The organism is Arthrobacter nitrophenolicus, assembly GCF_045833485.1.
In the GTDB taxonomy this organism is placed as follows: Bacteria; Actinomycetota; Actinomycetes; order Actinomycetales; family Micrococcaceae; genus Arthrobacter; species Arthrobacter nitrophenolicus.
The window spans coordinates 1,495,700-1,517,535 of the sequence record NZ_CP174504.1 but is presented as its reverse complement, the minus strand read 5'-3'; the positions used below and the strand labels follow the sequence as shown (position 1 = coordinate 1,517,535).

General features: G+C 66.1%; 22 protein-coding genes. 7 read left to right on the top strand and 15 right to left on the bottom strand.

What is annotated here, in order from left to right:
• Nucleotides 1-9: 9 nt before the first annotated feature.
• Nucleotides 10-465 (top strand): Lrp/AsnC family transcriptional regulator, encoded by a 456-nt coding sequence (locus tag ACJJV6_RS07120; RefSeq protein ID WP_083875100.1) that lies wholly within the window; start codon nucleotides 10-12, stop codon nucleotides 463-465.
• 8 nt (nucleotides 466-473) lie between these two features.
• On the opposite strand, the gene ACJJV6_RS07115 is transcribed toward ACJJV6_RS07120, so the two are convergent.
• The 3 genes from ACJJV6_RS07115 to ACJJV6_RS07105 all read right to left on the bottom strand — a co-directional run bounded on the left by ACJJV6_RS07115 (nucleotide 474) and on the right by ACJJV6_RS07105 (nucleotide 3,225).
• Entirely contained in the window at nucleotides 474-1,145 is a 672-nt protein-coding gene (locus ACJJV6_RS07115) for a hypothetical protein (protein ID WP_009359182.1), read from the bottom strand.
• Nucleotides 1,142-2,656 (bottom strand): WXG100 family type VII secretion target, encoded by a 1,515-nt coding sequence (locus tag ACJJV6_RS07110; protein WP_354176211.1) that lies wholly within the window; start codon nucleotides 2,654-2,656, stop codon nucleotides 1,142-1,144. Before ACJJV6_RS07110 ends, ACJJV6_RS07115 begins: the two co-directional genes overlap by 4 nt.
• A 107-nt stretch (nucleotides 2,657-2,763) precedes the next feature.
• Nucleotides 2,764-3,225 carry an Lrp/AsnC family transcriptional regulator gene (locus ACJJV6_RS07105; protein WP_009359183.1) on the bottom strand — a complete coding sequence of 154 codons (462 nt, stop codon included), beginning with the start codon at nucleotides 3,223-3,225 and terminating at the stop codon, nucleotides 2,764-2,766.
• 326 nt (nucleotides 3,226-3,551) lie between these two features.
• Here ACJJV6_RS07105 and gluQRS point away from each other — a divergent pair, with 326 nt between their 5' ends.
• Entirely contained in the window at nucleotides 3,552-4,433 is an 882-nt protein-coding gene (gene gluQRS, locus ACJJV6_RS07100) for a tRNA glutamyl-Q(34) synthetase GluQRS (RefSeq protein ID WP_407710233.1), read from the top strand.
• Between the two features lie 9 nt (nucleotides 4,434-4,442).
• On the top strand, nucleotides 4,443-5,090 hold the full coding sequence (locus tag ACJJV6_RS07095; protein ID WP_407710232.1) for an HD domain-containing protein: 648 nt from the start codon (nucleotides 4,443-4,445) through the stop codon (nucleotides 5,088-5,090).
• On the opposite strand, the gene ACJJV6_RS07090 is transcribed toward ACJJV6_RS07095, so the two are convergent.
• From ACJJV6_RS07090 to ACJJV6_RS07075, 4 genes are all read right to left on the bottom strand, one after another.
• Nucleotides 5,071-6,327, bottom strand: coding sequence for a low temperature requirement protein A (locus tag ACJJV6_RS07090; protein ID WP_354176214.1), 1,257 nt, complete (start codon nucleotides 6,325-6,327; stop codon nucleotides 5,071-5,073). The genes ACJJV6_RS07095 and ACJJV6_RS07090 overlap by 20 nt on opposite strands.
• Nucleotides 6,328-6,330: 3 nt before the next feature.
• Nucleotides 6,331-6,882, bottom strand: coding sequence for a flavodoxin domain-containing protein (locus ACJJV6_RS07085; protein WP_407710231.1), 552 nt, complete (start codon nucleotides 6,880-6,882; stop codon nucleotides 6,331-6,333).
• Between the two features lie 56 nt (nucleotides 6,883-6,938).
• Nucleotides 6,939-8,255, bottom strand: coding sequence for an ATP-binding protein (locus ACJJV6_RS07080; RefSeq protein ID WP_009359186.1), 1,317 nt, complete (start codon nucleotides 8,253-8,255; stop codon nucleotides 6,939-6,941).
• Nucleotides 8,256-8,392: 137 nt separating this feature from the next.
• Nucleotides 8,393-9,340 (bottom strand): L-lactate dehydrogenase, encoded by a 948-nt coding sequence (locus ACJJV6_RS07075; protein WP_407710230.1) that lies wholly within the window; start codon nucleotides 9,338-9,340, stop codon nucleotides 8,393-8,395.
• A gap of 184 nt (nucleotides 9,341-9,524) precedes the next feature.
• Here ACJJV6_RS07075 and ggt point away from each other — a divergent pair, with 184 nt between their 5' ends.
• Complete coding sequence (gene ggt, locus ACJJV6_RS07070) at nucleotides 9,525-11,378, top strand: gamma-glutamyltransferase (protein ID WP_035753658.1); 1,854 nt, start codon at nucleotides 9,525-9,527, stop codon at nucleotides 11,376-11,378.
• Nucleotides 11,379-11,467: 89 nt separating this feature from the next.
• Here the strand turns inward: ggt and ACJJV6_RS07065 are convergent, their stop codons facing one another.
• From ACJJV6_RS07065 to ACJJV6_RS07050, 4 genes are read right to left on the bottom strand one after another with little or no spacing between them, the layout of a single operon-like run.
• On the bottom strand, nucleotides 11,468-12,979 hold the full coding sequence (locus tag ACJJV6_RS07065; protein ID WP_354176218.1) for an amino acid permease: 1,512 nt from the start codon (nucleotides 12,977-12,979) through the stop codon (nucleotides 11,468-11,470).
• Between the two features lie 35 nt (nucleotides 12,980-13,014).
• Nucleotides 13,015-14,448 carry an aspartate ammonia-lyase gene (locus ACJJV6_RS07060; RefSeq protein ID WP_009358822.1) on the bottom strand — a complete coding sequence of 478 codons (1,434 nt, stop codon included), beginning with the start codon at nucleotides 14,446-14,448 and terminating at the stop codon, nucleotides 13,015-13,017.
• 8 nt (nucleotides 14,449-14,456) lie between these two features.
• A complete protein-coding gene (locus tag ACJJV6_RS07055) occupies nucleotides 14,457-15,518 on the bottom strand; it encodes an asparaginase (protein ID WP_009358823.1) in 1,062 nt (353 codons plus the stop codon).
• Between the two features lie 24 nt (nucleotides 15,519-15,542).
• Nucleotides 15,543-16,250, bottom strand: a complete 708-nt coding sequence (locus ACJJV6_RS07050) for a FadR/GntR family transcriptional regulator (protein WP_009358824.1) — start codon at nucleotides 16,248-16,250, stop codon at nucleotides 15,543-15,545.
• 184 nt (nucleotides 16,251-16,434) lie between these two features.
• Between ACJJV6_RS07050 and ACJJV6_RS07045 the strand changes: the two genes are divergently transcribed.
• Both ACJJV6_RS07045 and ACJJV6_RS07040 read left to right on the top strand, forming a co-directional pair.
• Complete coding sequence (locus tag ACJJV6_RS07045) at nucleotides 16,435-16,701, top strand: helix-turn-helix transcriptional regulator (protein ID WP_009358825.1); 267 nt, start codon at nucleotides 16,435-16,437, stop codon at nucleotides 16,699-16,701.
• A complete protein-coding gene (locus ACJJV6_RS07040) occupies nucleotides 16,698-17,942 on the top strand; it encodes a type II toxin-antitoxin system HipA family toxin (protein WP_009358826.1) in 1,245 nt (414 codons plus the stop codon). Before ACJJV6_RS07045 ends, ACJJV6_RS07040 begins: the two co-directional genes overlap by 4 nt.
• A gap of 22 nt (nucleotides 17,943-17,964) precedes the next feature.
• On the opposite strand, the gene ACJJV6_RS07035 is transcribed toward ACJJV6_RS07040, so the two are convergent.
• Complete coding sequence (locus ACJJV6_RS07035; protein WP_009358827.1) at nucleotides 17,965-18,915, bottom strand: hypothetical protein; 951 nt, start codon at nucleotides 18,913-18,915, stop codon at nucleotides 17,965-17,967.
• Nucleotides 18,912-19,529, bottom strand: coding sequence for a uracil-DNA glycosylase (locus ACJJV6_RS07030; protein WP_009358828.1), 618 nt, complete (start codon nucleotides 19,527-19,529; stop codon nucleotides 18,912-18,914). Before ACJJV6_RS07030 ends, ACJJV6_RS07035 begins: the two co-directional genes overlap by 4 nt.
• 173 nt (nucleotides 19,530-19,702) lie before the next feature.
• On the opposite strand from ACJJV6_RS07030, the gene ACJJV6_RS07025 reads away from it, so the two are divergent.
• A complete protein-coding gene (locus ACJJV6_RS07025; protein WP_009358829.1) occupies nucleotides 19,703-20,215 on the top strand; it encodes a hypothetical protein in 513 nt (170 codons plus the stop codon).
• A gap of 50 nt (nucleotides 20,216-20,265) precedes the next feature.
• On the opposite strand, the gene ACJJV6_RS07020 is transcribed toward ACJJV6_RS07025, so the two are convergent.
• Nucleotides 20,266-20,649, bottom strand: a complete 384-nt coding sequence (locus ACJJV6_RS07020; protein WP_009358830.1) for an RNA-binding S4 domain-containing protein — start codon at nucleotides 20,647-20,649, stop codon at nucleotides 20,266-20,268.
• A 47-nt stretch (nucleotides 20,650-20,696) separates the two neighbouring features.
• On the bottom strand, nucleotides 20,697-21,815 hold the full coding sequence (locus ACJJV6_RS07015) for a sulfite oxidase (RefSeq protein ID WP_009358831.1): 1,119 nt from the start codon (nucleotides 21,813-21,815) through the stop codon (nucleotides 20,697-20,699).
• Nucleotides 21,816-21,836 lie beyond the last annotated feature (21 nt).

The following is a 21,836-nucleotide window of genomic DNA, read 5'->3' as shown; positions in this document are numbered from 1 at the left end:
GATTATTGCGTGATTGACGCTGTTGACAGGAATATATTGCGCCACCTGAAAGAGGACGGCAGGATGACTGCCACCGCACTCGCCGCAAAGGTGGGCCTGACCGTGGCGCCCTGCCACCGGCGGCTGCGCGACCTGGAGAAGTCGGGCGTGATCCGGGGGTACAAGGCGGACATCGACCCCGCGGCGGTGGGCCTGGGGTTTGAGGCGATCGTGTTCGTGACGCTCCGGCAGGTGGACAGGCCCACCATGGAGATTTTCGAGAACCGGGTGGCGGACCATCCCAACATCGTGGAGGCGCAGCGTCTCTTCGGCTCGCCGGATTACCTGCTCAAGGTCATCGCGGAGGACTTGCCCGCCTACCAGCGCTTCTACGACGCCGAACTGACGTCCCTGCCCGGCGTCGAACGGCTCACCTCAACACTGGTGATGAAGAACCTGAAGTCCAACGCCGGCCCGCCTGTCTAACCGTCCGCTCACTCCGCAGGCAGGACGTGGACGATGATCACCTGGGTGTCCTTGCCGCCGTCGTACCTCAGGTCGTAGTTGACCGTCAGTCCGGTGGCCGTGCCTGGCGTGATGGAGAAGTCGCTTTTTGAATCCGGAGCTGCCTGGGTGCTGCTGATCCAGTCCTCTGCCGAGGCCTCGGAGATCCCGTACCGTTCCACGCCGTCGCGGATGAGTGCCACGTACTCGTCGAGGGAATCCGCGGTGAGGAAGTAGGTCACCTCGCTGAAGTCGGCGCGCCTGGCCGTGGTGTTGAACCTGATCCGGTCCGTCTCCGCGGTGATTTCGCCGTGGGGCGCCGCGATGCTCAGGCTGATCTTGCCGGCGCCGCGGGTGTTGATTTCGGGGCCATAGCTGTCAGCCGCCACCCGGACGGCGGCTTTGTCGAGCCGGCCGGAGCTCATGTCCAGGCGGGCCGCCTGTGTTTCGCGGATGGTGTCCACGCCGGGGGCATCGAGTGTGGAGAATTCTGAAGTTTTCACGGTGCTCCCTGGCGAGGATGAGGCGGAGGTGGGATCGGCGGGTCCGGCGGGCTGGCAGGCGCTGAGGGCAAGTGTTGCGGCCAGCGCGGGCAGGAGGAAGAGAACGACGGCGATGGCGCGCCTTGTGTGGCGGGCCGGTGCTGTGCAGGGTGGAGTCACTGGTGGACCTCCGTGTCAAAGCCGCCCAGGAACCTGTCCATGATTCCCGGGATGTTGTTGGTGGGACGGTACTGGTCCACGCGGGCATCGAAGTCCGAACCGATGATCCGGGCTGCCTGGTCCGGGTCCGTGGCCAGCAGGTCCTGGTAGGCCGGCAGCGTATCCTGCCGGATCAGTTCCCAGCGCTGGTCCGCATTGGCGATGTTGCCGTCCGGGAAGCCGGTGGTGAAGTCGGTGCGGAACTGCGCGGGGTTGTCCCAGCTGGTCAGCGGAATGTTCTCTGGGCCGGGGCTCTCCACGCTGAAGGTGTAAGGGAACACCTCCGGGTAGCTCCTGGCTCCCGGGATGGAGGGGTCGCCGGCCAGGGTCACCATGTACGTCACGGCTTCCCCTCCCGGGTGCCCGCGCATGTTGTCGTAGTCGTCGGCGATGATCTCGTTCTGCTCCCGGTACAGCAGGGCCGTGTTTCCTTCCTGCACGCGGTCCGGGTCACCGGAGTCGATGTCCGCCCACGCATCGGCCGTTCCGGCGTCGATGGCGCCGGAGTCCCTGAGCCGGTTGATTTCGTCCAGTCCGCCGTTGAGGTAGGCCTGGTGCTGCCGGGCCTGGTCCAGGAAGATCTCCTTGTTCATGTCCAGCATGCTGGTTTCGTAAAAGCGGATCTCCTGGTCCGTCATGCCGGCCAACTGCTCGATCTCGTCGAGGACCGGCACGGGGATATCGGCGGCGGGGTTATCGGCGATCTGCTGCGCGAGGTCACGCAGCATGGCCATGTCACGGAAGCCGCCGGCGAAGGACGGACCAATCATGTTCGCCATTCCGGCCCACTGCAGGTCGGGGTTGGCAAGGTAGGCCTGGCCGTAGAAGTCGTAGACGCTCCGGATGGTTTCCCAGTTGGGCTCCGTGCCCCTGGAGGTATCCCAGCTGGCGGGGTCGATGCCCATGTCCAGCATGGCCTGGTTGTTCCAGTAGGAGCTGAGGAAGTCCGCGTATTCCGGCGAGTTCTTGTCGATCAGGCCTGAGTCCGCGGCCGCATCCAGGGCAGCCTTCGCCGCGTCAGGGTTGGCCAGCGCCCACCGTTCGAATTCGCCGCTTTGCAGGTACTCCCGGCGTTCCTCCGGTGTCATGGCGGTGAGGGTATCGGTCAGGTTCTGGGCTGTCCCATCGCCGGAACCGCCAGCGCCCCCGGAACCACCGGCGCCCACTGAACCGCCGGCGCCCCCTGAACCGCCCGGGCCGCTGCCCGTGCTGGCCCGCTCCTGTTCGTCTGCATTGGCGAGAAGCACCTTGGATGCCGCCTCGAGCCCGGCTGTCGCGGACTTTAGGAGCTTCACGTGGGATGAGGACCATTCGCCGCGGAACCGGTCGCCGTCGCGCCCCTTCCACAGGCCGGCGCTGATGGTACTGCCCAGCTGCTGGCTCAGGGCGTCCAGTTTGTTGGCCCCGCCCGCCAGCTCCTTGGCCAGCTGCCGGAGCTGCCCAACGTCGCCACCGTAGAACGTCCCCGCCATGATTCCCCCCCGATTGGATATCCCGGCTGTCAGCCTAACCGGGACGGGTGGCAGGCGGCGATGGGGAGAGGTCCCCGGTGCCCGTCGAAGGGGCGGCCGGGGCTTGGTCAGTCTGCTGCGAGCAGCCCGGTGGTGCGGTAAGGGATGACTTCCCGGAGGAACATGCTGGTGGAGGTGCGCACGATGCCCGGGCACAGCCGGATCTCCTCGGAAACCCGGTAAAGGTCGTCCGGGCTGGTGGCGACAACCCTGATCAGCAGGTCGGTATCCCCGGCCGGGGCGTGGCATTCGAGGACTTCGGGGATTTTGCGCAGAGCCGCGATGGCCTCGTTGAGGTGGCTCTGGTCGAGCTCCGCACTGACGGATGCGGCCACCCCGCGTCCCAGGGCGGCGGGGAGCACCCTGCTGCTGTTGGGGCGAAGCGCACCTGACGCCGCCATGCGTTCCAACCGCGTCTGCACCGTTCCGCGCGCCAGTCCCAACCGCTGTGCCAGCACCATGATGGGCACGCGCGGGTCCTCGTCGAGGGCGCGAAGAATCCGCTTGTCGGTCGGGTCCAGTTCCTGCAATCTGATCAGTTCCTGTCTCTGAAGCGGGGAGAGATTGATCGGATTGACCAGTGCAATCCGTGCCGGTTGCACCAACTGTAGGATCTCTGCTGAAATATTGGCAACTGGGCAACGGCTACCGCCGGAACCCGCAGGCCAACGGCATTTCGGCACACCACCCGGACGCTGCAGACCGCTTCCCGCAAGGAGGCCGCCGCTGATTGACTCTTGTTCACGCATCGTCATTCCGCACCTTTCACGGCAAGAGCCCCTGAGCCACCGATCATCGGATTTCCGTAGCAATCGGTAGCTGAGGGGCTCTTGTGTTGTCCGCATAGGCTGGATCCATGACGTCTGCCGGCCGCTTTGCCCCCAGTCCTTCCGGTGAGCTTCACGTGGGCAATCTGCGCACCGCCATGCTGGCGTGGCTGTTTGCCCGCTCCACGGGGCGGAGCTTCCTGCTCCGGGTCGAGGACCTGGACCGTGCGCGGGCCGGTGCGGAGGCAGTGCAGTTGCGGGACCTTGAGGCGGTCGGGGTGACATGGGACGGCGGCGTGGTCCGGCAGACTGCCCGTGGCCGGCTCTACGAGGATGCCATCGGGCGGCTCGGTGATGCCGGCCTTACCTACGAGTGCTTCTGCACCCGCCGGGAAATTCAGGAGGCGCCCTCGGCCCCGCACGCCCCGCAGGGCGCCTACCCCGGCACCTGCCGGAACCTGGACCCCGCGGAGCGGGAGTTCAAGCGCTCCATCCGGCCCGCGGCCATCCGGCTGCGGTCTGCGGTCCAGGAGTTCACCGTCCACGATGTCCTGCACGGCGAATTTCCTGGCGTGGTGGACGACTTTGTCCTGCGCCGAAACGACGGCGTGGTGGCTTACAACCTTGCCGTGGTGGTGGACGATGCGGACCAGGGCGTGGACCAGGTGGTCCGGGGTGACGACCTGCTTCCGTCCACGCCACGGCAGGCCTATCTGGCATCCCTCTTGAATATTCCGCTTCCGGAATATGCCCATGTTCCCTTGGTGGTCAACTCCGACGGCGCCCGGCTGGCAAAGCGGGACGGGGCAGTGACGCTTGCCGACCTTGCCGGGGCGGGCGTCTCCGCTAATGCCGTGCGGGACCGTCTTCTCGCCTCCCTGAACCTTCCCGCCGGCACCCTGGAGCAGGCGTTGGCAGCGTTCAATCCGGCTACGCTCCCGCGGCAGCCATGGGTCTGGAGCGGCCCGTAGGCTTGGGGTATGTCAGATGACCATTTTCCGGCCCACGGTCCGGCCCCAAGGTTCACCGTAGAGACTGCCAAAGTCCTTGCCGAGGTGGCCCACAACCGGCAGAAGGACAAGTTGAAGAGGCCTTACCGGGAACACGTCCTGGCTGTGGGCGACGCCCTGGCCGACTTCGACGACGATATCCGGATCGCGGGATACCTGCACGATATCGCCGAGGACACTCCGATCACCCGGCAGGCCTTGCTGGACATGGGCGTTTCCGAGCGCGCCGTGGAGATTATTGAGCGGGTCACCAACCGGCTTCACAGCAACCCGGACGATTACCAGGCCGGGATTCGCGAGATCGCCGAGGACCACGACGCTGCCCTGGTCAAGATTGCGGACAACGCCCACAACTCCCTGCCGGAAAGGGTCAAAGCCCTTGCTGAGAAATGGCCGGACAAACCGCCGGTCACCAAATACCGCGACGCCCGGCCCGTGCTGTACGCCGCCGTCGAGGTGGAGGAGGTCCGCAAGATCCTGGCCCGGGTGAATCCGTGGCTGCTGGAGGAGCTGGACGACCGCCTGGACGAGGAAGACACCACCGACTACGAGAATCTCTCCTATGGTGAAGCGGGCGCCGGCGCCGCATCGGCTGACGTTAGGGCTGGGGAGCGGTAGTTCCTGCTTCAAGCCGTTGCAGCGCGGTGTGCAGCCGCTCGGCTCCGCGGCGCTCATCGATGACGATGGACGCCGCCAGCCCCAGCACCATGACCAGCATGCACACCGGGACCGAGGCCCCCAAAGCCGCCATGGCAACGGCCCCGGCCAGGACCACCATGATTCCGGCGGCAACCGCAATCACCGTCCGGTCCGGCCCCATCATGGTGCTGTACAGCCAGGTCAGGGCAAGTTTGAAGACAGCAACCGGGACGGCGATGGAGGCGACGGCCGCTGCCGCACTGATGTGTGCCTCATGGTCGATGTAGTACGCCGCCACATGCAGCCCTGCGCCGGTGGCCGCAATCGCCGCGAAGATGGGAATGTGGCCGTAGCCGAAAAGGAATGAGCGGTGCCGCCTCAGGTGCAGGGCCCGTCCGGCCGGCAGCATGAAGTACACCCACCACATCCCGAAGGCCAGGGCCGTACCGCCGAAGCCGACCAGTGCCGCGTCCACGCTCCAGCCGTGGTTCGCCACGATCGCCCGCAGGGTTTCAATCGCGCCGATCAGGCACTCGCCCAAGGCGATGATGGCCAGCAGCCCGTACCGCTCGGCGATATGGTGTGCGTGCCATGGGGTCCTCTCATCGCGTTCCGCCGCATAGGGCGTGGCCATTTCCAGTGCCACCAGGGGGATCACCAGAAGGAATGTGGTGGCTACATCGGTGTCCACAACCAGCACGGCGATCCAGCCGAGCTGTACGAGGGCAAGGTATTTGGCGTAGCGCAGGCACGTCTGGCGGCGCGCGGGATCCTGGCGGGACGCCCGGATCCACTGCGTTACCAGGGCAAGCCGCATGATCACGTAGCCGGCCACGATGACGCGGTTGTCCACGTGCCGACCCTCCACAATCGAGTGGAACATCGGTTCGATCCCCATCGTGAGGATCAGCACCCCCACGATCTGGACCATGGTGACCACCCGGAACACCCAGTCGTCCGTGTCATAGGCGCTGGCAAACCAGGTGAAGTTGATCCAGGCCCAGATCACCGCAAACATCGCAAAGGAAAACGCCATGAGGCCCTCCACAAAGTGGGCCTCGGCGATCTCGTGGGCGAACTGGCTGCCCGCCACCCCGAAGGCGATGACAAAGGTCAGGTCAAAGAAGAGTTCCAGGGGCGTCGCGGCCCGATGTTTTTCATGCGGATCACGGCCGCCCATGCGCGCGAAGGCATGCCGGAGAGGGTTCGAGGACATGCCTCAAAGATTACTCTGGACCGCTTTCGGCTCCAGGCCGGCAGCGAAGTCCTCGGCAAACCGCCGGACGCCGTCCCATTCCGTATAGATGTAGTCGCGGGACGTATCGGTGTCCAGGCCGCCTTTGTCCTGAGCGATCTTCTTCATCACCATGCGGTTGAGGAACCCGTACTGTGTATACAGCAGGGCCCCGCTGAAAAGGGCCACCCGGGCAGGGTGCCAGCCCGTCTCCTCCTCGAACTGGGCAACGTATTGTTCGGCGTTTTCCATGTCGCCGTGCGCGGCCAGGCTGACGGAGAACAGCGCAGAAGGGATCCCTTCCAGCGCTTCGCGGTTCTTCAGCACGAAGTCCCGGACGTATTCCTCGTGCTTCCCCATGTGGATGGAAGCGCCCACGATGGCGGCGTCATACTTGCCGGCCAGAAGGTGGTCCGAGTGTTTCAGGTCCACGGGCTCCACGTCGTGTCCGTGGGCCCGCAGGACGTCGGCAATAAACTCCGCGATCCGGGCCGTCTGGCCCTCGGAGGTCCCGTAAGGGATAACAATGTGTGCCATACCTCGATACTGGTGCCCGCCCGGTGCGGAGGTAAGGGCAGAAAGTCCCGGGCCTTTCAGACGCGCGCGAGGGCGTCGATGTCCTCGAGGAAGTCCTGGTGGACTTCCTCGCTGACGGTGGTGCGGGTTTCGCCGATGGCATCCAGGTAGTCCTGGGTGGACGGTCCTTTCCGCACCGCTTCCCGGACTGACGGCCGCGCTCCGGAGGCCAGCCCGCCGTCGTCGTACACGGCCTTTTCCAGCGCGCGCTGGGAGGCGCTGCGGGCGGCATACTCGATGTCCGCGGGGGAGAAGCCCTCGGTGCGTTCCACCAGGAGCTCGACGTCCACGTCGTCCACCACGGGTGCGGGGATGAAGCGCTGCCACATGGCTTCGCGTGCGTGGCGGTCGGGCAGGCCGATGGGGATGACGTAATCGAACCGGCCGTGCCGCAGGAACGCCGAATCGAGCGCGCGGATGAAGTTGGTGGCGCACACCAGCAGGCGGCCCGGCTGTTCGCGGAAGGCGGGGATGATCTTCAGGAGTTCGTTGGTGACGCCCTGCAGCGGCGACGGCGGTTCACCGGACCGCTGCGAGGCGATCTCTTCCACTTCATCGATGAACACCACCGCGTGTTCCAGTTCCGCGATCTCCAGGAAAGTTTCGCGCAGCGCCCCGGCCAGGCCCTGGGGATCAGCCGCCAGGCGGGACGGAAAGACTTCGACAAATGGCCATTCCAGGCGGGAAGCGATGGCCTTCGCGAAGGTGGTCTTGCCGGTGCCGGGCGGGCCAAAGAGGACCACGGCGCGTGGCGGGACCACGCCGAATTCATCGGCCAGGTCCGCTTCGGCCAGTGGAAGCACCAGCCGGCGTTCCAGCAGTTCCTTCTCCCGGTGCATGCCGGCCACGTTTTCCCACAGGTCGCGGGCCAGGACGCGGCCACCCAGCTGGCCCAGCGCACCCAGCTCCTGCCGCTGGACGGGGATGGTCCGCTCGAAGTACCGCAGGTTCTTCTTCAGCGCGAAGCCGCGGCCCAGGAATGCCTCCACGCGCGTTTCGGAGTCCGGCATCAGCGCCGAAAGCTTGTTCAGGCCGTGGGGTGCCATCCGGTTTTCGACGGCGGCCAGCAGCGAGGTGCCTATCCCGCGGCCGCGGTATTCGGGGAGGGTGGCCAGGAAGACGATCCAGCCCTGGTCGTGCGCGGCGCGTCCGACGGCGGCGCCCACCACCTGCTCGCCCTGCACCGCCACCACGGCATGGTCCTTCTCGCAGGAGGCAAGCACCTCGGAGAGGGCGTAGACCGGCTCGACGTTGCTCGCCTTAAGGGTTTCCCAGAGATGCAGGATCCCGTCCAGGTCAGCCGAGTGGAAGTCCCTGATTCGCCAGTTGGTCATAGCCGCCTAATCTCCCGGGTGGTTCGTCATTGAGCCGGCATGTTCGTGCCACTGCCGAGCTTAGCGAACGGCGGCGGGCGGAAGGTTGCGGCGGCGTTGCATTACGGCTTCCTGGAAGGATTGCCGCCCGCGTGGATTCAGAGCCCGAGGGTGGAGAGGGTGTTCCGCAGGGTGTCCGCGGAGTGTTGCAGGGCTGCCAGCTCGTCCTGGTCCATTGGGGTGTCCAGGACGCGCAGGACACCCTGGCGCCCCACGATGCTGGGCAATGAGAGCGCCACTCCTGAAATCCCGTACTGGCCGTCAAGAACGGTGGACACAGGCAGGACAGCATTCTCGTCCCGGAGCAGGGCTTCCACGATGCGGGCACCGGACAGGCCTATCGCGTAGTTGGTTGCTCCTTTGCCGGCGATGACCTTGTAGGCCGCCTGGGTCACTTCCCGCGCGGTGTCAGTGAGGTGCTCCTGGGTGAACGTCCGCCCGCTGCCGGACGTCCATTCGCGGATGGGCACCGGCCCGATCCTGGCCCCGGACCACACTGGGAATTCGGTGTCTCCGTGTTCGCCCACCATGCTGGCGTGGACGCTTGCCACCGAAACACCGGCGTGGCGTGCCAGGAGCCAGCGGAGCCGGGACGTATCCAGCACAGTGCCGGACGAGAAGATCCGGCCCGCCGGCAGTCCGGTAATTTGCCGGGCAGCGACGGTGAGCACATCGCAGGGATTGGTGACCAGGACGTAGACCGCATCAGGTGCTCTCTCCAGCAGCTTCGGCATCAGCTGTTCGAGGATGCGGACGTTGGTCCCGGCCAGGTCGAGCCGGGTCTGTCCCGGTTCCTGCTTGGCGCCGGCTGTGATGACCACGACGTCGGCACCCTCCGTCACGCCGATGTCACCTCCGCCCGTGACTGAAGTGGCCCCCGCTGCGAACTGCGTGCCGTGCGCGAGGTCCAGCACTTCTGCTTCCGCTTTGCCGGAGTTGACGTCGAACAGCGTAATGTTGCTGGCCGAACCGCGGATGAGTGCGGCATAGGCCAGGGAGGTTCCCACGCTGCCGGCCCCGACGATGGCAAGTTTGGATCCGGGCATCAGCCTTCCCGCCTTTCCGGGTCCTGGCGCCAGGACCCGCGCTCTTGGTGTAAGCCAACAATGCCAGCATGGCACCGATAAAGGGTAGGGCGGGCCGCCGGCGGGGTAGGCGGAGCCGTTGAGTGTCCCATCCCTGAGGAGTAACGTGTGCCCCACCTCACCCGCACCCCCATCAGGAGCAACCATGCCACATCTGGGACGCCGGCTAGGAGCCGTTACGGCTGCGCTGGCGATGAGCGTGACCACAGGGGCGATCATGAGCCCTGCCTCTGCCCACAAAGCCGACCATCAGTACCAAACCGCCAAGGAACCTGTAGCCGAAGGCCGCGGAGGTGCCGTCAGCACTGTCGACCCCGAGGCTTCGGCTGCCGCCATCGAAGTTCTCAGCAAGGGCGGAAACGCTGTTGACGCCGCCGTCGCAGCTGCCGCCACCCTCGGCGTCACGGAGCCATACAGCGCCGGGATCGGCGGCGGCGGCTATTTTGTCTACTACGACGCGAACAGCGGGAAAATCCACACTATCGACGGCCGAGAGACGGCGCCGGCGGCAATGCCCACCAATGCGTTTATTGATCCCGCCAACGGCAAGCCGTACAACTTCACGCCCGAACTGGTCACCAGCGGAGTCTCGGTGGGCGTCCCGGGAACCCCGGCCACGTGGGAGCGGGCGCTGGAACGCTGGGGCAAATTCAGCCTGGCGAAGGCACTGGAACCGGCCATCGAGGTAGCTGAGCGCGGGTTCGTGGTGGACGAGACCTTCCGCCAGCAGACTGATGACAATGACGAGCGTTTCAGGGCATTCCCGGCCACCACTGAGCTCTTCCTGCCGGGCGGTCAACTTCCGGTTGTTGGCTCAGTACTGAAAAACGAGGACCTCGCCGACACCTACCGGCTGTTGGCAGATGAGGGAACACGGGCGTTCTACGAGGGCCCGCTCGCGGATGAGATCGCCAAGACAGTGCAGAACCCGCCGAAGGACCCGGCCACGAAGCTTCCCGTTCCCAAGGGCTTCATGACCGCGCAGGACCTCGCAAAGTACCGTGCCATCGACCAGGACCCCACGCATGTGAACTACCGCGGCTACGACGTGTACGGGATGGCACCCTCCAGCAGTGGCGGTACTACCGTGGGTGAAGCGTTGAATATCCTCGAGACGTTCGACCTGCCGGCCGTGGCCAAGGCGGACCGGGCCGCTGCCCTCCACCACTATCTCGAGGCAACGGCCTTGGCTTTCGCCGACCGCGGGAAGTACGTGGGTGATCCGGCGTTCGTGGACGTACCAACGGAAGCGCTCCTGGACGAGGTTTTCGGCAAGGAACGGGCCTGCGAAATCAATCCGCTGAAGGCGGCAACCAAGCCGGTCCCCGCTGGCGACGTCACCTCGTACGACGGCGTCTGCCCGGTCAAACCGGCAGCGCTCGCGGATGAGAAGGACACGGAGAACATCTCCACCACCAACCTCACTGTCTCCGACAAATGGGGCAATGTGGTGGAGTACACGCTCACCATCGAGCAGACCGGCGGATCAGGCATCACGGTTCCGGGCCGCGGCTTCATCCTCAACAACGAGCTCACCGACTTCAACACCGTTTACAACCCGACGGAAGCCAACCGCATCGAGCCGGGCAAGCGGCCGCGCTCCTCGATGTCGCCCACCATTGTGCTCAAGGACGGCGAGCCCTTCCTGGCACTCGGTTCGCCGGGTGGTTCCACCATCATCACCACCGTCCTGCAGACGCTGATCAACCGGATCGACTTCGGCATGAGCATCGAGGATGCCTTGGCCGCACCCCGGGCCACGCAGAGGAATACCGCCAACGTGACTGCCGAACCGGCATTTATCGACCAGTACGGAACTGACCTTACGGCCCGGTTTGGACACAAGCTGGTGCCGGCAGGCGATGCCTTTACCTCAGCCGCCGAGATCGGCGCCGCCACGGCCATCGAGTTCGACCTCGACGGAAGAACCGTGACGGCTGTCGCCGAACCGGTCAGGCGTGGCGGAGGCTCGGCGATGGTGGTCAAACCGGAGCGGTAGCTTCCGGCTTACTGCTTAAACCCTGACGGCGGCACCCCGGGTTCCATGGTTGTGGAACCCGGGGTGCCGCCGTCGGACGTTCCGAAGGGTTACTTCTTGAACGTCTCCGCGGGCGGGTTCGCGACCACCGGAGATACTCCGGTGTGGCCGTCGCGGGTTGCGGCGATTTCGTGGATGCGGGTGCGGCAGGCGTACCAGCCGATGACCATGAGGATGGATGCGATGGCGGTGACGAGCATGGTGAGGGGGGATTCGATGAAGACCATGGCCAGGACGCCTGCGAGGAAGAGCAGGGAGAGGTAGCCGGTGTAGGGGGCGCCGATCATGCGGAAGGTGGGGCGTTGCAGCCAGCCTTTGTCTGCCCAGCGTTTGAGTTGGATTTGGCACAGGACGATGGTGGCCCAGGTCATGATGATGCCGACGGAGGCGACGTTGAGGACGATTTCGAAGGCTTGGGCGGGGACGAGGTAGTTCAGGGGGACGCCGAGGAGGGAGACGGCGGCGGTGATGGCGATGCCGCCGTAGGGGACGCCTGCTTTGTTCATGCGGGAGGCGAATTGGGGGGCGGATCCGTTGACGGACATGGAGCGCAGGATCCGGCCGGTGGAGTAGAGGCCGGCGTTGAGGGAGGACAGGGCGGCGGTGAGGACGACGAGGTTCATGATGACGTCTACGCCTTGGATGCCGATGGAGCCGAAGAAGGTGACGAAGGGGCTGACGCCTTTTTCGTAGGAGGTGTAGGGCAGGAGCAGGGCCAGGAGGATGACGGAGCCGACGTAGAACACGGCGATGCGGAAGACGACGGAGTTGATGGCCTTGGGCATGATTTTTTCGGGGTTTTCGGTTTCGCCGGCGGCGGTGCCGACGAGTTCGATGGAGGCGTAGGCGAACAGGACGCCTTGCATGAGGATGATCATGGGGAGCAGGCCGTTGGGGAAGATGCCGCCGTTGTCGGTGATGAGGCTGATGCCGACTTGTTGGCCGTCGACGGGGGTGCCGAAGATGACGAAGTAGGTGCCGACGATGAGGAAGATGACCAGGGCGGCGACTTTGATCAGGGCGAACCAGAATTCCATTTCGCCGAAGACCTTGACCGAGACGAGGTTCAGGGCGAGGACGACGATGAGGGCGGTCAGGGCCCAGGCCCATTGCGGGACGGCTGCCATCCAGGGGATGTAGTTGCCGAAGAAGTTCATGTAGAGGGCTGCGGCGGTGATGTCCACGATGGTGGTGGTGGCCCAGTTGATCCAGTAGAACCAGCCGGAGACGAAGGCTGCTTTTTCGCCGAAGAATTCGCGGGCGTAGGAGACGAAGGAGCCCGAGGAGGGCCGGTGCAGGACCAGTTCGCCCAGGGCGCGCAGGATCAGGAACGCGAAGAACCCGCACACGGCGTAGGCGATGACCAGGGACGGGCCGGCCGCGTTGAGCCGGCCGCCGGCGCCCAGGAACAGGCCGGTCCCGATCGCACCGCCGATCGCGATCATCTGGATCTGCCGCGGCTTCAAATTCTTGTGGTAACCCTTATCCTCCGCGTGCAGCGCCTGCTCCGATGCATGCGCCTGCGGGGGAATGGTGTGGTCTGTGACGGGGGGATTTGTCATGGGTGTGTCCTTCTAAGTCCGGGGATGTTCGGGGACTACTTGCTGAGGTTTGCCAGGCGTTCGGGGCTGAGGAGTTCCTGAAGCTGGGCACCGGTAAGGAGCCCGTGCTCAAGGACGAGTTCTGCCACGCCCTTGCCGGTGGCGAGTGCTTCCTTCGCGATGGCGGTCGCGGTGGCATAGCCCAGGTGGGGATTCAGGGCTGTGACCAGGCCGATGGACTGTTCCACGGTGCGGCGGAGGTGTTCGGTGTTGGCGGTGATGCCCCGGATGCAGCGTGCGGTGAGGGTGCGGCACGCCGCTTCCAGGTGGGAGATGCTCTTGTGGAGGCTATGGACAATGACGGGTTCGAAGGCGTTGAGCTGGAGCTGCCCGGCTTCGGCGGCCATGGTGATGGTGACGTCGTTGCCGATGACTTCGTAGGCCACCTGCGAGACCACTTCCGGGATCACCGGGTTGATCTTGCCGGGCATGATGGAGGAGCCGGACTGGACGGCCGGCAGGTTGATTTCGCCGAAGCCGGCACGCGGGCCGGATGAGAGGAGGCGGAGGTCGTTGCAGATCTTGGAGAGTTTCACGGCCACGCGCTTCAGCACGCCGGAAAGGTGGACGAAGGCGCCCACATCCTGGGTTGCTTCAATGAGGTCGACGGCGGTGACCAGCGGCAGGCCGGTAACTTCGGCCAGGTGCCGGCAGGCTGCCTCCGCGTAGCCGGCGGGTGCGTTCAGGCCCGTGCCGATGGCGGTGGCGCCGAGGTTGATCTCGTGGATCAGCAGTTCAGCTTCGGCCAGGCGCAGCCGGTCCTCGCCGATGGTGATGGCGTACGTGCCGAACTCCTGTCCCAGGGTCATGGGGACGGCGTCCTGCAGCTGGGTGCGGCCCATTTTCACCACGGTGCGGAATTCCAGGGCCTTGGCGGCGCAGGCTTCCTCAAGTTCGGCCAGCGCGTCCACCAGTTCCCGTGCAGCGAAGATGGTGCCCAGCTTCACGGCGGTGGGGTAGACGTCATTGGTGGACTGGCTGAGGTTGACGTGGTCGTTGGGGTGCAGCCGCGCGTAGTCGCCCTTGGGATGGCCCAGGATTTCCAGGGCACGGTTGGCGATGACCTCGTTGGCGTTCATGTTCGACGACGTGCCGGCACCGCCCTGGATGACGTCGACGACGAACTGGTCGGCCAGGTGCCCGTTCAGGATGTCCTGGCACGCCTGCTCGATGGCTTCCGCGCGTTCGGCGTCGAGGAGCCCGAGCTCCCGGTTGGTGCGGGCGGCGGCAAGCTTGACCGCTGCCAGGCCGCGGACCAGGTGCATGTTGGAGCAGAGCTTCTGGCCGGTGATGGGGAAGTTTTCCACGGCCCGGAGGGTGTGGACGCCCCAGTAGGCGTTGGCCGGGACGTCCCTGTCGCCGAGCAGGTCGTGCTCGGACCGGGTTGTCGGAACGGAAGTGTCGTCCGCGGCGGTTTCGACGATGGTCATGGGAGTCCTCACAGGGCTTCGTTGTCGGGTTTGGACAGGCTGTTGCTCAAAAAGTCGGTGGCCTGCAGCAGGCCCACCTGGTGTCCGCCGCCCAGCACGGGGGCGGTGGCGATGCCGGCCAGCGCGGCGGTGTCGACGCCGATCGCCTCCAGCAGGCTCACGGTGGCGGGCATCCGGGCGCGGTCGCCGCCGTCGGAAATCTTCACGGCCACGGCGCGGCCGTCGGGCAGGCCCACCAGCTGGACGCCTTCAAAGCCGTCCTTGGCGACGGCCCCCGGGAGCAGCCGCATGAGGTCGGTGACGTCGCGCCCTTCCCCGGCCACCATCTCCGGGTGCTGCTGCATGGCGAGGCCGACGGCGGCTTCCGCGCCGCCGTCGTCGTCTCGGGCCGCGAAGGAGGCGGCCTGGGCGATCCGGCCGAAGGCGCGGGCCATGCCGCCCAGCGTCAGCGCGAAGAGCGGGGTGCCGCAGCCGTCCGTGCTGACGGCGGGCGGTTCCTCGCCGGCCAGTTCGACGACAGTGGACCGGACGAGCTGCTGCAGCGGGTGCTGCGGGTGGAGGTAGCCCTGGACGGGCCAGCCGTTGATGACGCAGGTTGCGGCCATGGCGGCATGCTTGCCGGAACAGTTCTGGGTGAGCTGGGTGGCGCGGCCGCCGGTGCGCAGCCAGTCTTCGCGTTCGGCCCCGCCGTAGGGGAGGTCGGTGCTGTTTTCCAGGTCGGTGACGGACAGGCCGTGCATGTCGAGGATGCGCAGGGCGCCGTCACGGTGTTCTGCCGCGCCGGAGTGGCTGGCCGCTGCCAGCGCCAGGAGGTCTGCCGGGAGCTCGAGCCCGGCCCGGATCATGGCGACGGCCTGCAGCGGCTTGAGTGAGGACCGGGGGTAGAAGGGGGTCGCCGGGTCCCCAGCGGCTGCCAGCGTGGAACCGTCGGCGTCGAGGGCGATGGCCGAGCCGTAGTGGACGCTCTCCACCAGGCCGTCGCGGATGGCGGCGACCAGGGGAGTGTGCTGCGGCAGGCTTGATGGTGCCGGGGCATCAATGCGGGCAGCGGAAAACACAGGGGAGGGCATGGGGTCCTTGGGGTTGCTTTGTTGCTAGTTGTTGAGGATGGAGTCGAGGGCCTCGCCCACGGCGCGCAGGTGGTTGGCCATGGCCGCACTCGCGTCAGCGGCGGAGCCGGCCTCGATGGCTGCAAGGATCTGCTGGTGTTCAATGTCTGAGGCGTGCTGCCGGTCGGCCACCATATTCAGTGTTTCCGACTGGTGTGCCTGGGCATCACGGATGTCCGCCACCACGCTTTCGAACACCTTGTTGCCGCTGGCACGCGCGATGGTGGCGTGGAAGCTGGAGTCCAGGGCCACCCAGGACTCGGGATCCGTTTCGGTGGCCATGGCGGCCACGATGTGGCGGAGGGTCTCGAGCTCCTCGTCGGACCGGCGTTCCGCCGCCAGCCCGGCTGCCGGAACTTCAATGTGCGGGCGCGCCTCGGTCAGGTCCCGGGCCGAGTACTGGCCGAGGGTGAGGTCGTTGGCCACCTTGTTGGCGACGACGAACGTGCCCTTGCCCGTCTTGGTGACCGTCAGGCCCAAAGCAGTGCAGGAGCGCAGCGCTTCCCGGATCACCGACCGGCTCACCCCGTACTGCTGTGCGAGCGTCGCCTCGGAGCTGAGCTTGCCGCCCACGGGAATCTGTCCGGCCTCAATGTCGCCGCGGATGGCGTTGAACACCGCCTCGGCAGCACTGAGCCGCGCGAGGGGGAGGGGAGCAGGCTGTCCTGCTGTCCGGCTGTCTGACAGGTTCACGCTTTAAATATGGCACCGGTCACAACTGGTGTCAATGCGGGATGCCCCTGCGGTTGGCGGCAGGGTTCGTTGTTGCCCGGGTTTAGCGGCACGTTCGTACCGGTTTTCTCTTTTCTCCAGGCCGCTTCGGGACTAAGCTTCCAGATACAGCATTAACCGGCACGAACGTACCTATAGGGCGATCATGGACAAGCACTTCACGGACTTCCTGGCTGGCGAAGTGCGCTCTCGCCGCACCGTCCTCGGCCTTACCCAGCGGGACCTGGCCGACATGGCAGGTGTCTCCGAACGGTTCGTCCGGTTCGTGGAACAGGGCAAGCCCAGTATCCAGCTGGATTCGCTGGTCGCGGTCCTCGACACCCTGGGGCTTGAACTGCACCTCACCACCCGGACCAGCCAGGCCGCCCGTACCCGGGCGGGAGCGGGACGTGCTGAAGGCGGACCATCATGAGGCACCGGATCGCCGATATCTACAAGGCAGGCGTCCTGGCGGCGAGGCTGGAACGGTACGACGGCGGAACCCGGTTCAGCTACCTCCCGGCCTACCTCGCGTCCGGGGGACCCGCCGTCGCCTCCTCCCTGCCACTCAGCCCCGAGCCTGTCCTGTCCGCCGCGGGGGCCGCCCCGCCATACTTCACGGGGCTGCTGCCCGAGGGCCGCCGGCTCAACGCGCTGCGGCGTTCCATCAAAACCAGTGCTGACGATGACCTGTCCCTGCTCATCGCCGCGGGCGGAAACCCGGTGGGGGACGTGCAGATCGTGGGCCACGGGGAACCGCTGGACCCCGACGAACACGCGGTGGAGCTGGACCAGAAACAGCCCGTGGATTTCGGCCAGTTGCTGGGTGATCCGGACCTGATCGACCCGGTGGCGCTTGCCGGCGTTCAGGACAAGCTGTCCGCAGGCATGATTTCGCTTCCGGTGGCCAGTGCTGGCAAAAGGTTCATCCTCAAACTCAACGCCCCGGAGTTCCCGCATGTGGTGGAGAACGAACTGGTCATGTTCCGCTATGCCGCCAGGCTCCGGATTCCGCTCAGCCGCGTCCAGCTGATCCGCGACATCGCCGGCCGGCCGGGCCTGCTGGTGGAACGCTTCGACCGGGTGCCCCTGCCCGGCGGAGGCCTGGATGACGTGCTGCGCCTGGCGGTCGAGGACGGGGCCCAGGTTCTGAAGCTCTATCCGGCGGACAAGTACAACGTGGGGTACGGGCAGGTCTGCCATGCGCTGGCCGAACATTGCTCGGCGCCGCTTCCCGCGCTCCGGAACCTCGCCATCCAGGGCGCCTTCGCATGGCTCACCGGCAACGGCGACCTGCATGCGAAGAACGTCTCCATGGTCCAGCAGCCGCATGGCGAGTGGGCGATCGCACCCGTCTACGACATCCCCTCCACAGTGGTCTACGGCGACAAAACCCTGGCCCTGACCCTGGACGGCAAGCGGACGGGGATCTCGCGCCGCCACTTCCTGGGCTGGGCAACGGAGCTCGGACTCCCGGAACGCTCGGCCGTCCAGGTGCTGGAGCTAGCCCTTAAAGCGTCGGGACCGCTGCTGGCGGACCTTGAGGCGGGAACGGCCTTCGCCGTCGTCAAAGGTTCACAGGGGGACGACGACGGCGGCTCGCCCTTCCCGGACATGGTCACCAGGGCGTGGGTCAAAGAGTTGAAGCACCGGCGGCGTCTCCTCGAGGGTTAGGCAAACCCCGTGTGGTGGAGGGTCAGGAACCGTCCCACCAGCGCAGCACCCGCAGGGCGCGCAGTGTGTTCCAGCGGCTGGGGCTTCCATCGCCGTCCTCCAGCTCGAAGTGGACCTTTCCGGGATGCGTGTTCTCCAGCAGCCAGGTTCCGTCTGGCTGCTGTTTTATGCGGACCAGCTCTACAGCATCTGCCAGGCGCCGGTCCGGGGCAGCTCCTGTGGCCCGGAAGTAGTCCAGCCCGCGGAGGACGTCATAAAACCAGCGGGTCGGATAGGAGAAGAGCAGCCAGTCCTCGCTGATGATGCCACCGGTTGATTTCCGACGCATCAGCCGGCGCTCCAGGAGGTATTCCTCAGCCCCTTCCCGGGCAGCCCGGGATGCCGGCGTCCCTCCGGTGGCCTGCTCGTACTCCAGGAGTCCTTCGAGGACGCAGATGGTGCTGTGGAACGAGGACCGTAAGGATCCCCGTTCGGCCTCGCAGTTCCAGCCGCCGTCGGGCAACTGGTCACCCGTCAGCCGCTGCACCACACTGTCCACGTGTTGCCCGAAGTAGGCGCCCAGCGCGGCGGCCATGCCGTTGATGCACGGTTCAACTTCACCTTCGAAAAACGGCTGGTTTCCTTGTTCCCAGCGGCTGTTTTCCCTGACGAGTGAGACGGCTCGGCGGGCCTGCGGGCTGTCCGGGACCAGGCCGAAATCGCGGAGGAGCAGGAGGCTGTAGGTGGTTGCGGTCCAGGGCTGGTTGACGGGGTCATCGTCCACTGCCGGCCAGTACGTGCCGCCCGCCCACTGCCCGTCCGATCCCTGCAGGGAAAGCAAGCGGGACCCCCAGCCCTCGGTGGCGACCCGGTTCCGTTCGGCCCTGACTTCCGCGGCAGGGGCAACAGCCAGGTCCCGCAGGGTCTGCCAGCGGATGGCCGGGTCACCGGCCAGGAGCCAGTCCAGGACGTCCTGCTGCGCGGCAGGTGTCACAGGTGCTGGATGCCGGCCCGCTGCATGGCGTCTTTATAGGTCTCGACGTTCTTGGCCAGGAGTTCTTCCTGCTTGGCTTCGGAGACTGCGAACGCCCGGCCTCCGAGCGCTGTCGCCTTGTAGATCTTGATGCCGCTGTTCTTCAGGGCGGAGTGGTAGGTCTTTTCGTACAGGGTGAGGAAGGCGGAGGCGTCGGTGCCGTGGGCGATGATCGCCGAGACGCGTGCGTTGATCTTGAGGAACTGGCGGAACGGGCGGAGGCCGTCGGTTTTTTCCTGAACGCTCAGCGCTGACGGGCTGCCGGGCTCCCGGACCCAAGGGTAGGCGTTCCACGGCATCACGTAGCGGGGGTCGAGCTCGGCCAGTTCGTAGATCTGGGTGGCCCGACGGGCGGCTTCATCGTCATTGTTGTGCGAGACAAAACCGGACTCGGTGCCTTTTCCGGGGCTCCCCTGCAGGCTGACGAGCCGGCATTCATCCTCATCGTGGACGGGGTCGATGTACGGCACGGTAGAGCCGGGCTTCCTCTCCATGAGTTCGTCGCAAAGCTGGGTTACCTTCGCGATGTTCGGTTCCTGTAGCAGGGCCTTTTTTTCGTCCCAGTCAATCGTCACGATCTCTCCCTCACAGCAAGGTGGTCAGAATCAGGCGTCTTAGGCCACTCTACGCTTCCGCCCTGAGGGTGGGCAGGAAAATTTGGCCATGGCACCCCCATGCCCGGAGCAGCTGTTCAAAGTGCGCGCTGCAGAAACAGAAGGCAGCAGCACGGGTGCTGTTGAATGACACTATGCAGTTCACCAGGAAGGGCCTGAAAGCCGACGGCTTCACCGGCTTCCGCCCTGTCCGCGACCTCGAAACCATGCGGATCCCGCAGGGGACAGGCCTGTTCGCCGTGGTTGCCCCGCAAGGATTCCAGCCGCGTTTCCTGAAGAAGAGCACCGCGGGCACCTTCAAGAAAAAGGACCCGACCCTTCCCGAAGCCGCGCTGACCGCGGAGTGGGTGGAGGACGCCGTCGTTCTTTACATCGGGAAGGCCGGACCGGGAAGCAAGGGCAGCAGGGGCCTGCGGCGGCAGATCCAGGAATTCGTGGACTTCGGGCAGGGAAAACCGCCCGGGCACTGGGATGGCCGGACCATCTGGCAGCTCGCCGATGCCGGATCGCTCTCCATTGCTTGGAAGGAGCTGGCCCCGGAACAGCTGGGTGACGCGGAAGCCGGCTACCACGCAGCGTTCCTGGCGGAATTCGGGAAGCTGCCGTTCGCCAACCTCGTGCAGGCGCGGGCAAAGACCGGCCGCTGACGGCAGGGACACAACAAACGGACACAACCCGGCGTCCCCGCCCGCTGGATTCAGGCCTGCCCGCGGAGCCGCTCCATTTCGCGGCGGTCCTTCTTGGTGGGCCGCCCGGTCCCCCTGTCCCGCTGCGGCAGCCCGAGCGCCGGCGCGATCGGCCGGGGAGGGGTGTGGTCAGTAAAGCAGTGGGACGCCGCTTCCGCCCCCACACGCTTGGCAATGAGCCGCCGCACTTCGAGGGTGCGTTCATAGCCCGGCATCCTGACTGTCACGGTATCGCCGGTCACCAGGGTGGCAGAGGCTTTGGCCGGGCTGCCGTTCAACCGGACGTGCCCCGCCCGGCAGGCTGCGGTGGCGGCGGAACGGGTCTTATAGGCGCGGATCGCCCACAACCACGCATCGATACGGACGCTGGCGGGGGAGGAAGGAAGGCTGGTCATGGCTGGCACCGAGTATAGCCCCGGGCGCGCCGGCAATCAGTGCAGCGTCATTCCACCGTCACGCTGACCTGCTGCACCATGTTGTTGCCCATCCCCTGGTAGTTCCAGTTCTGCTCCAGGGGCTGGGTGGCTCCGGTGGCATCCGTGGCACGGCAGGACAGGATGTGCACGCCCGGGTCCGCCACCCAGGGCAGCGTCCACTTCCGCCACGCGAACCCGCCGGCCGGCTTGTCCAGCTGGGCGGGCAGCCACGTACCGTCGATCCCCACCTCCACGCCCGTCACCGCACCCTCTCCGGACCAGGCACGGCCCTGCAGCAGCACCGGGCCCGGGGCCAGGATGCGGTTCCGGGTGAAGAAGTCGGGGACCCCCGGCGGAACCATCAGCGAACGCACCCTGATCCGTGAAACCGGAGTGCCGGCGTCGTCCGCGGTCTCCTGGTAGCGGTACGCCACCTGCTGCTGGTATCCGGTGAAGGGAGCAGTGACCACCTCGATGGACTCAAGCCACTTCACGCTGGCCATGCCGTACCAGCCCGGGACCACCAGGCGGAGGGGGTAGCCGTGCTGGGGCGGCAGCTCGGCGCCGTTCATTGTGTATGCGAGTACGACGTCGGCACGCAGCGCTTCACGGATCGGCAGGCTCCGCGCGTAGTGGTGGGGGACGCCGCCCTGCACCCCGGCATCGGCACCGGTGAAGACCACCTCCACGGCGTTCTGGTGAACACCCGCCTTGCCCAGGAGGTAGGCGAGCGGAACGCCGGTCCAGTGCGCGGTGCCTACCCCTTCCTGGATCCAGGGCTGGCTCATGGGCCGGGGTGAGAGGAGGGAACGGCCGTTGCCGGCGCACTCCAGCGTCACGGGCACAGTGATGGCGGGGTCCTTCCGGAGCGCTGCCATGCTCAGTTCCAGTGCGCGCTCCACAGCACCGCTGATTCTCAGGTGCCAGGAACCGGCGTCCAGGTCCGGGATGTCGAAGTGCGTGAGGACGTAGTGAAGGCCGGGCGGCGTGACATCCCTGCGCAGTGCCTCCAGCGGCATGGAATGGTTCCGGGCTGACAGCTGCAGCTCTTCCCGGGTCAGGGGGCCGGTGGTGGGGCCGGCCCCCGGCTGGGCGGATGCTTCACTGGCTCCGGTGGACTGCTCGTGCCGGGACGTCTGGGTCATGCCACAGGTCTACGCCCGCAC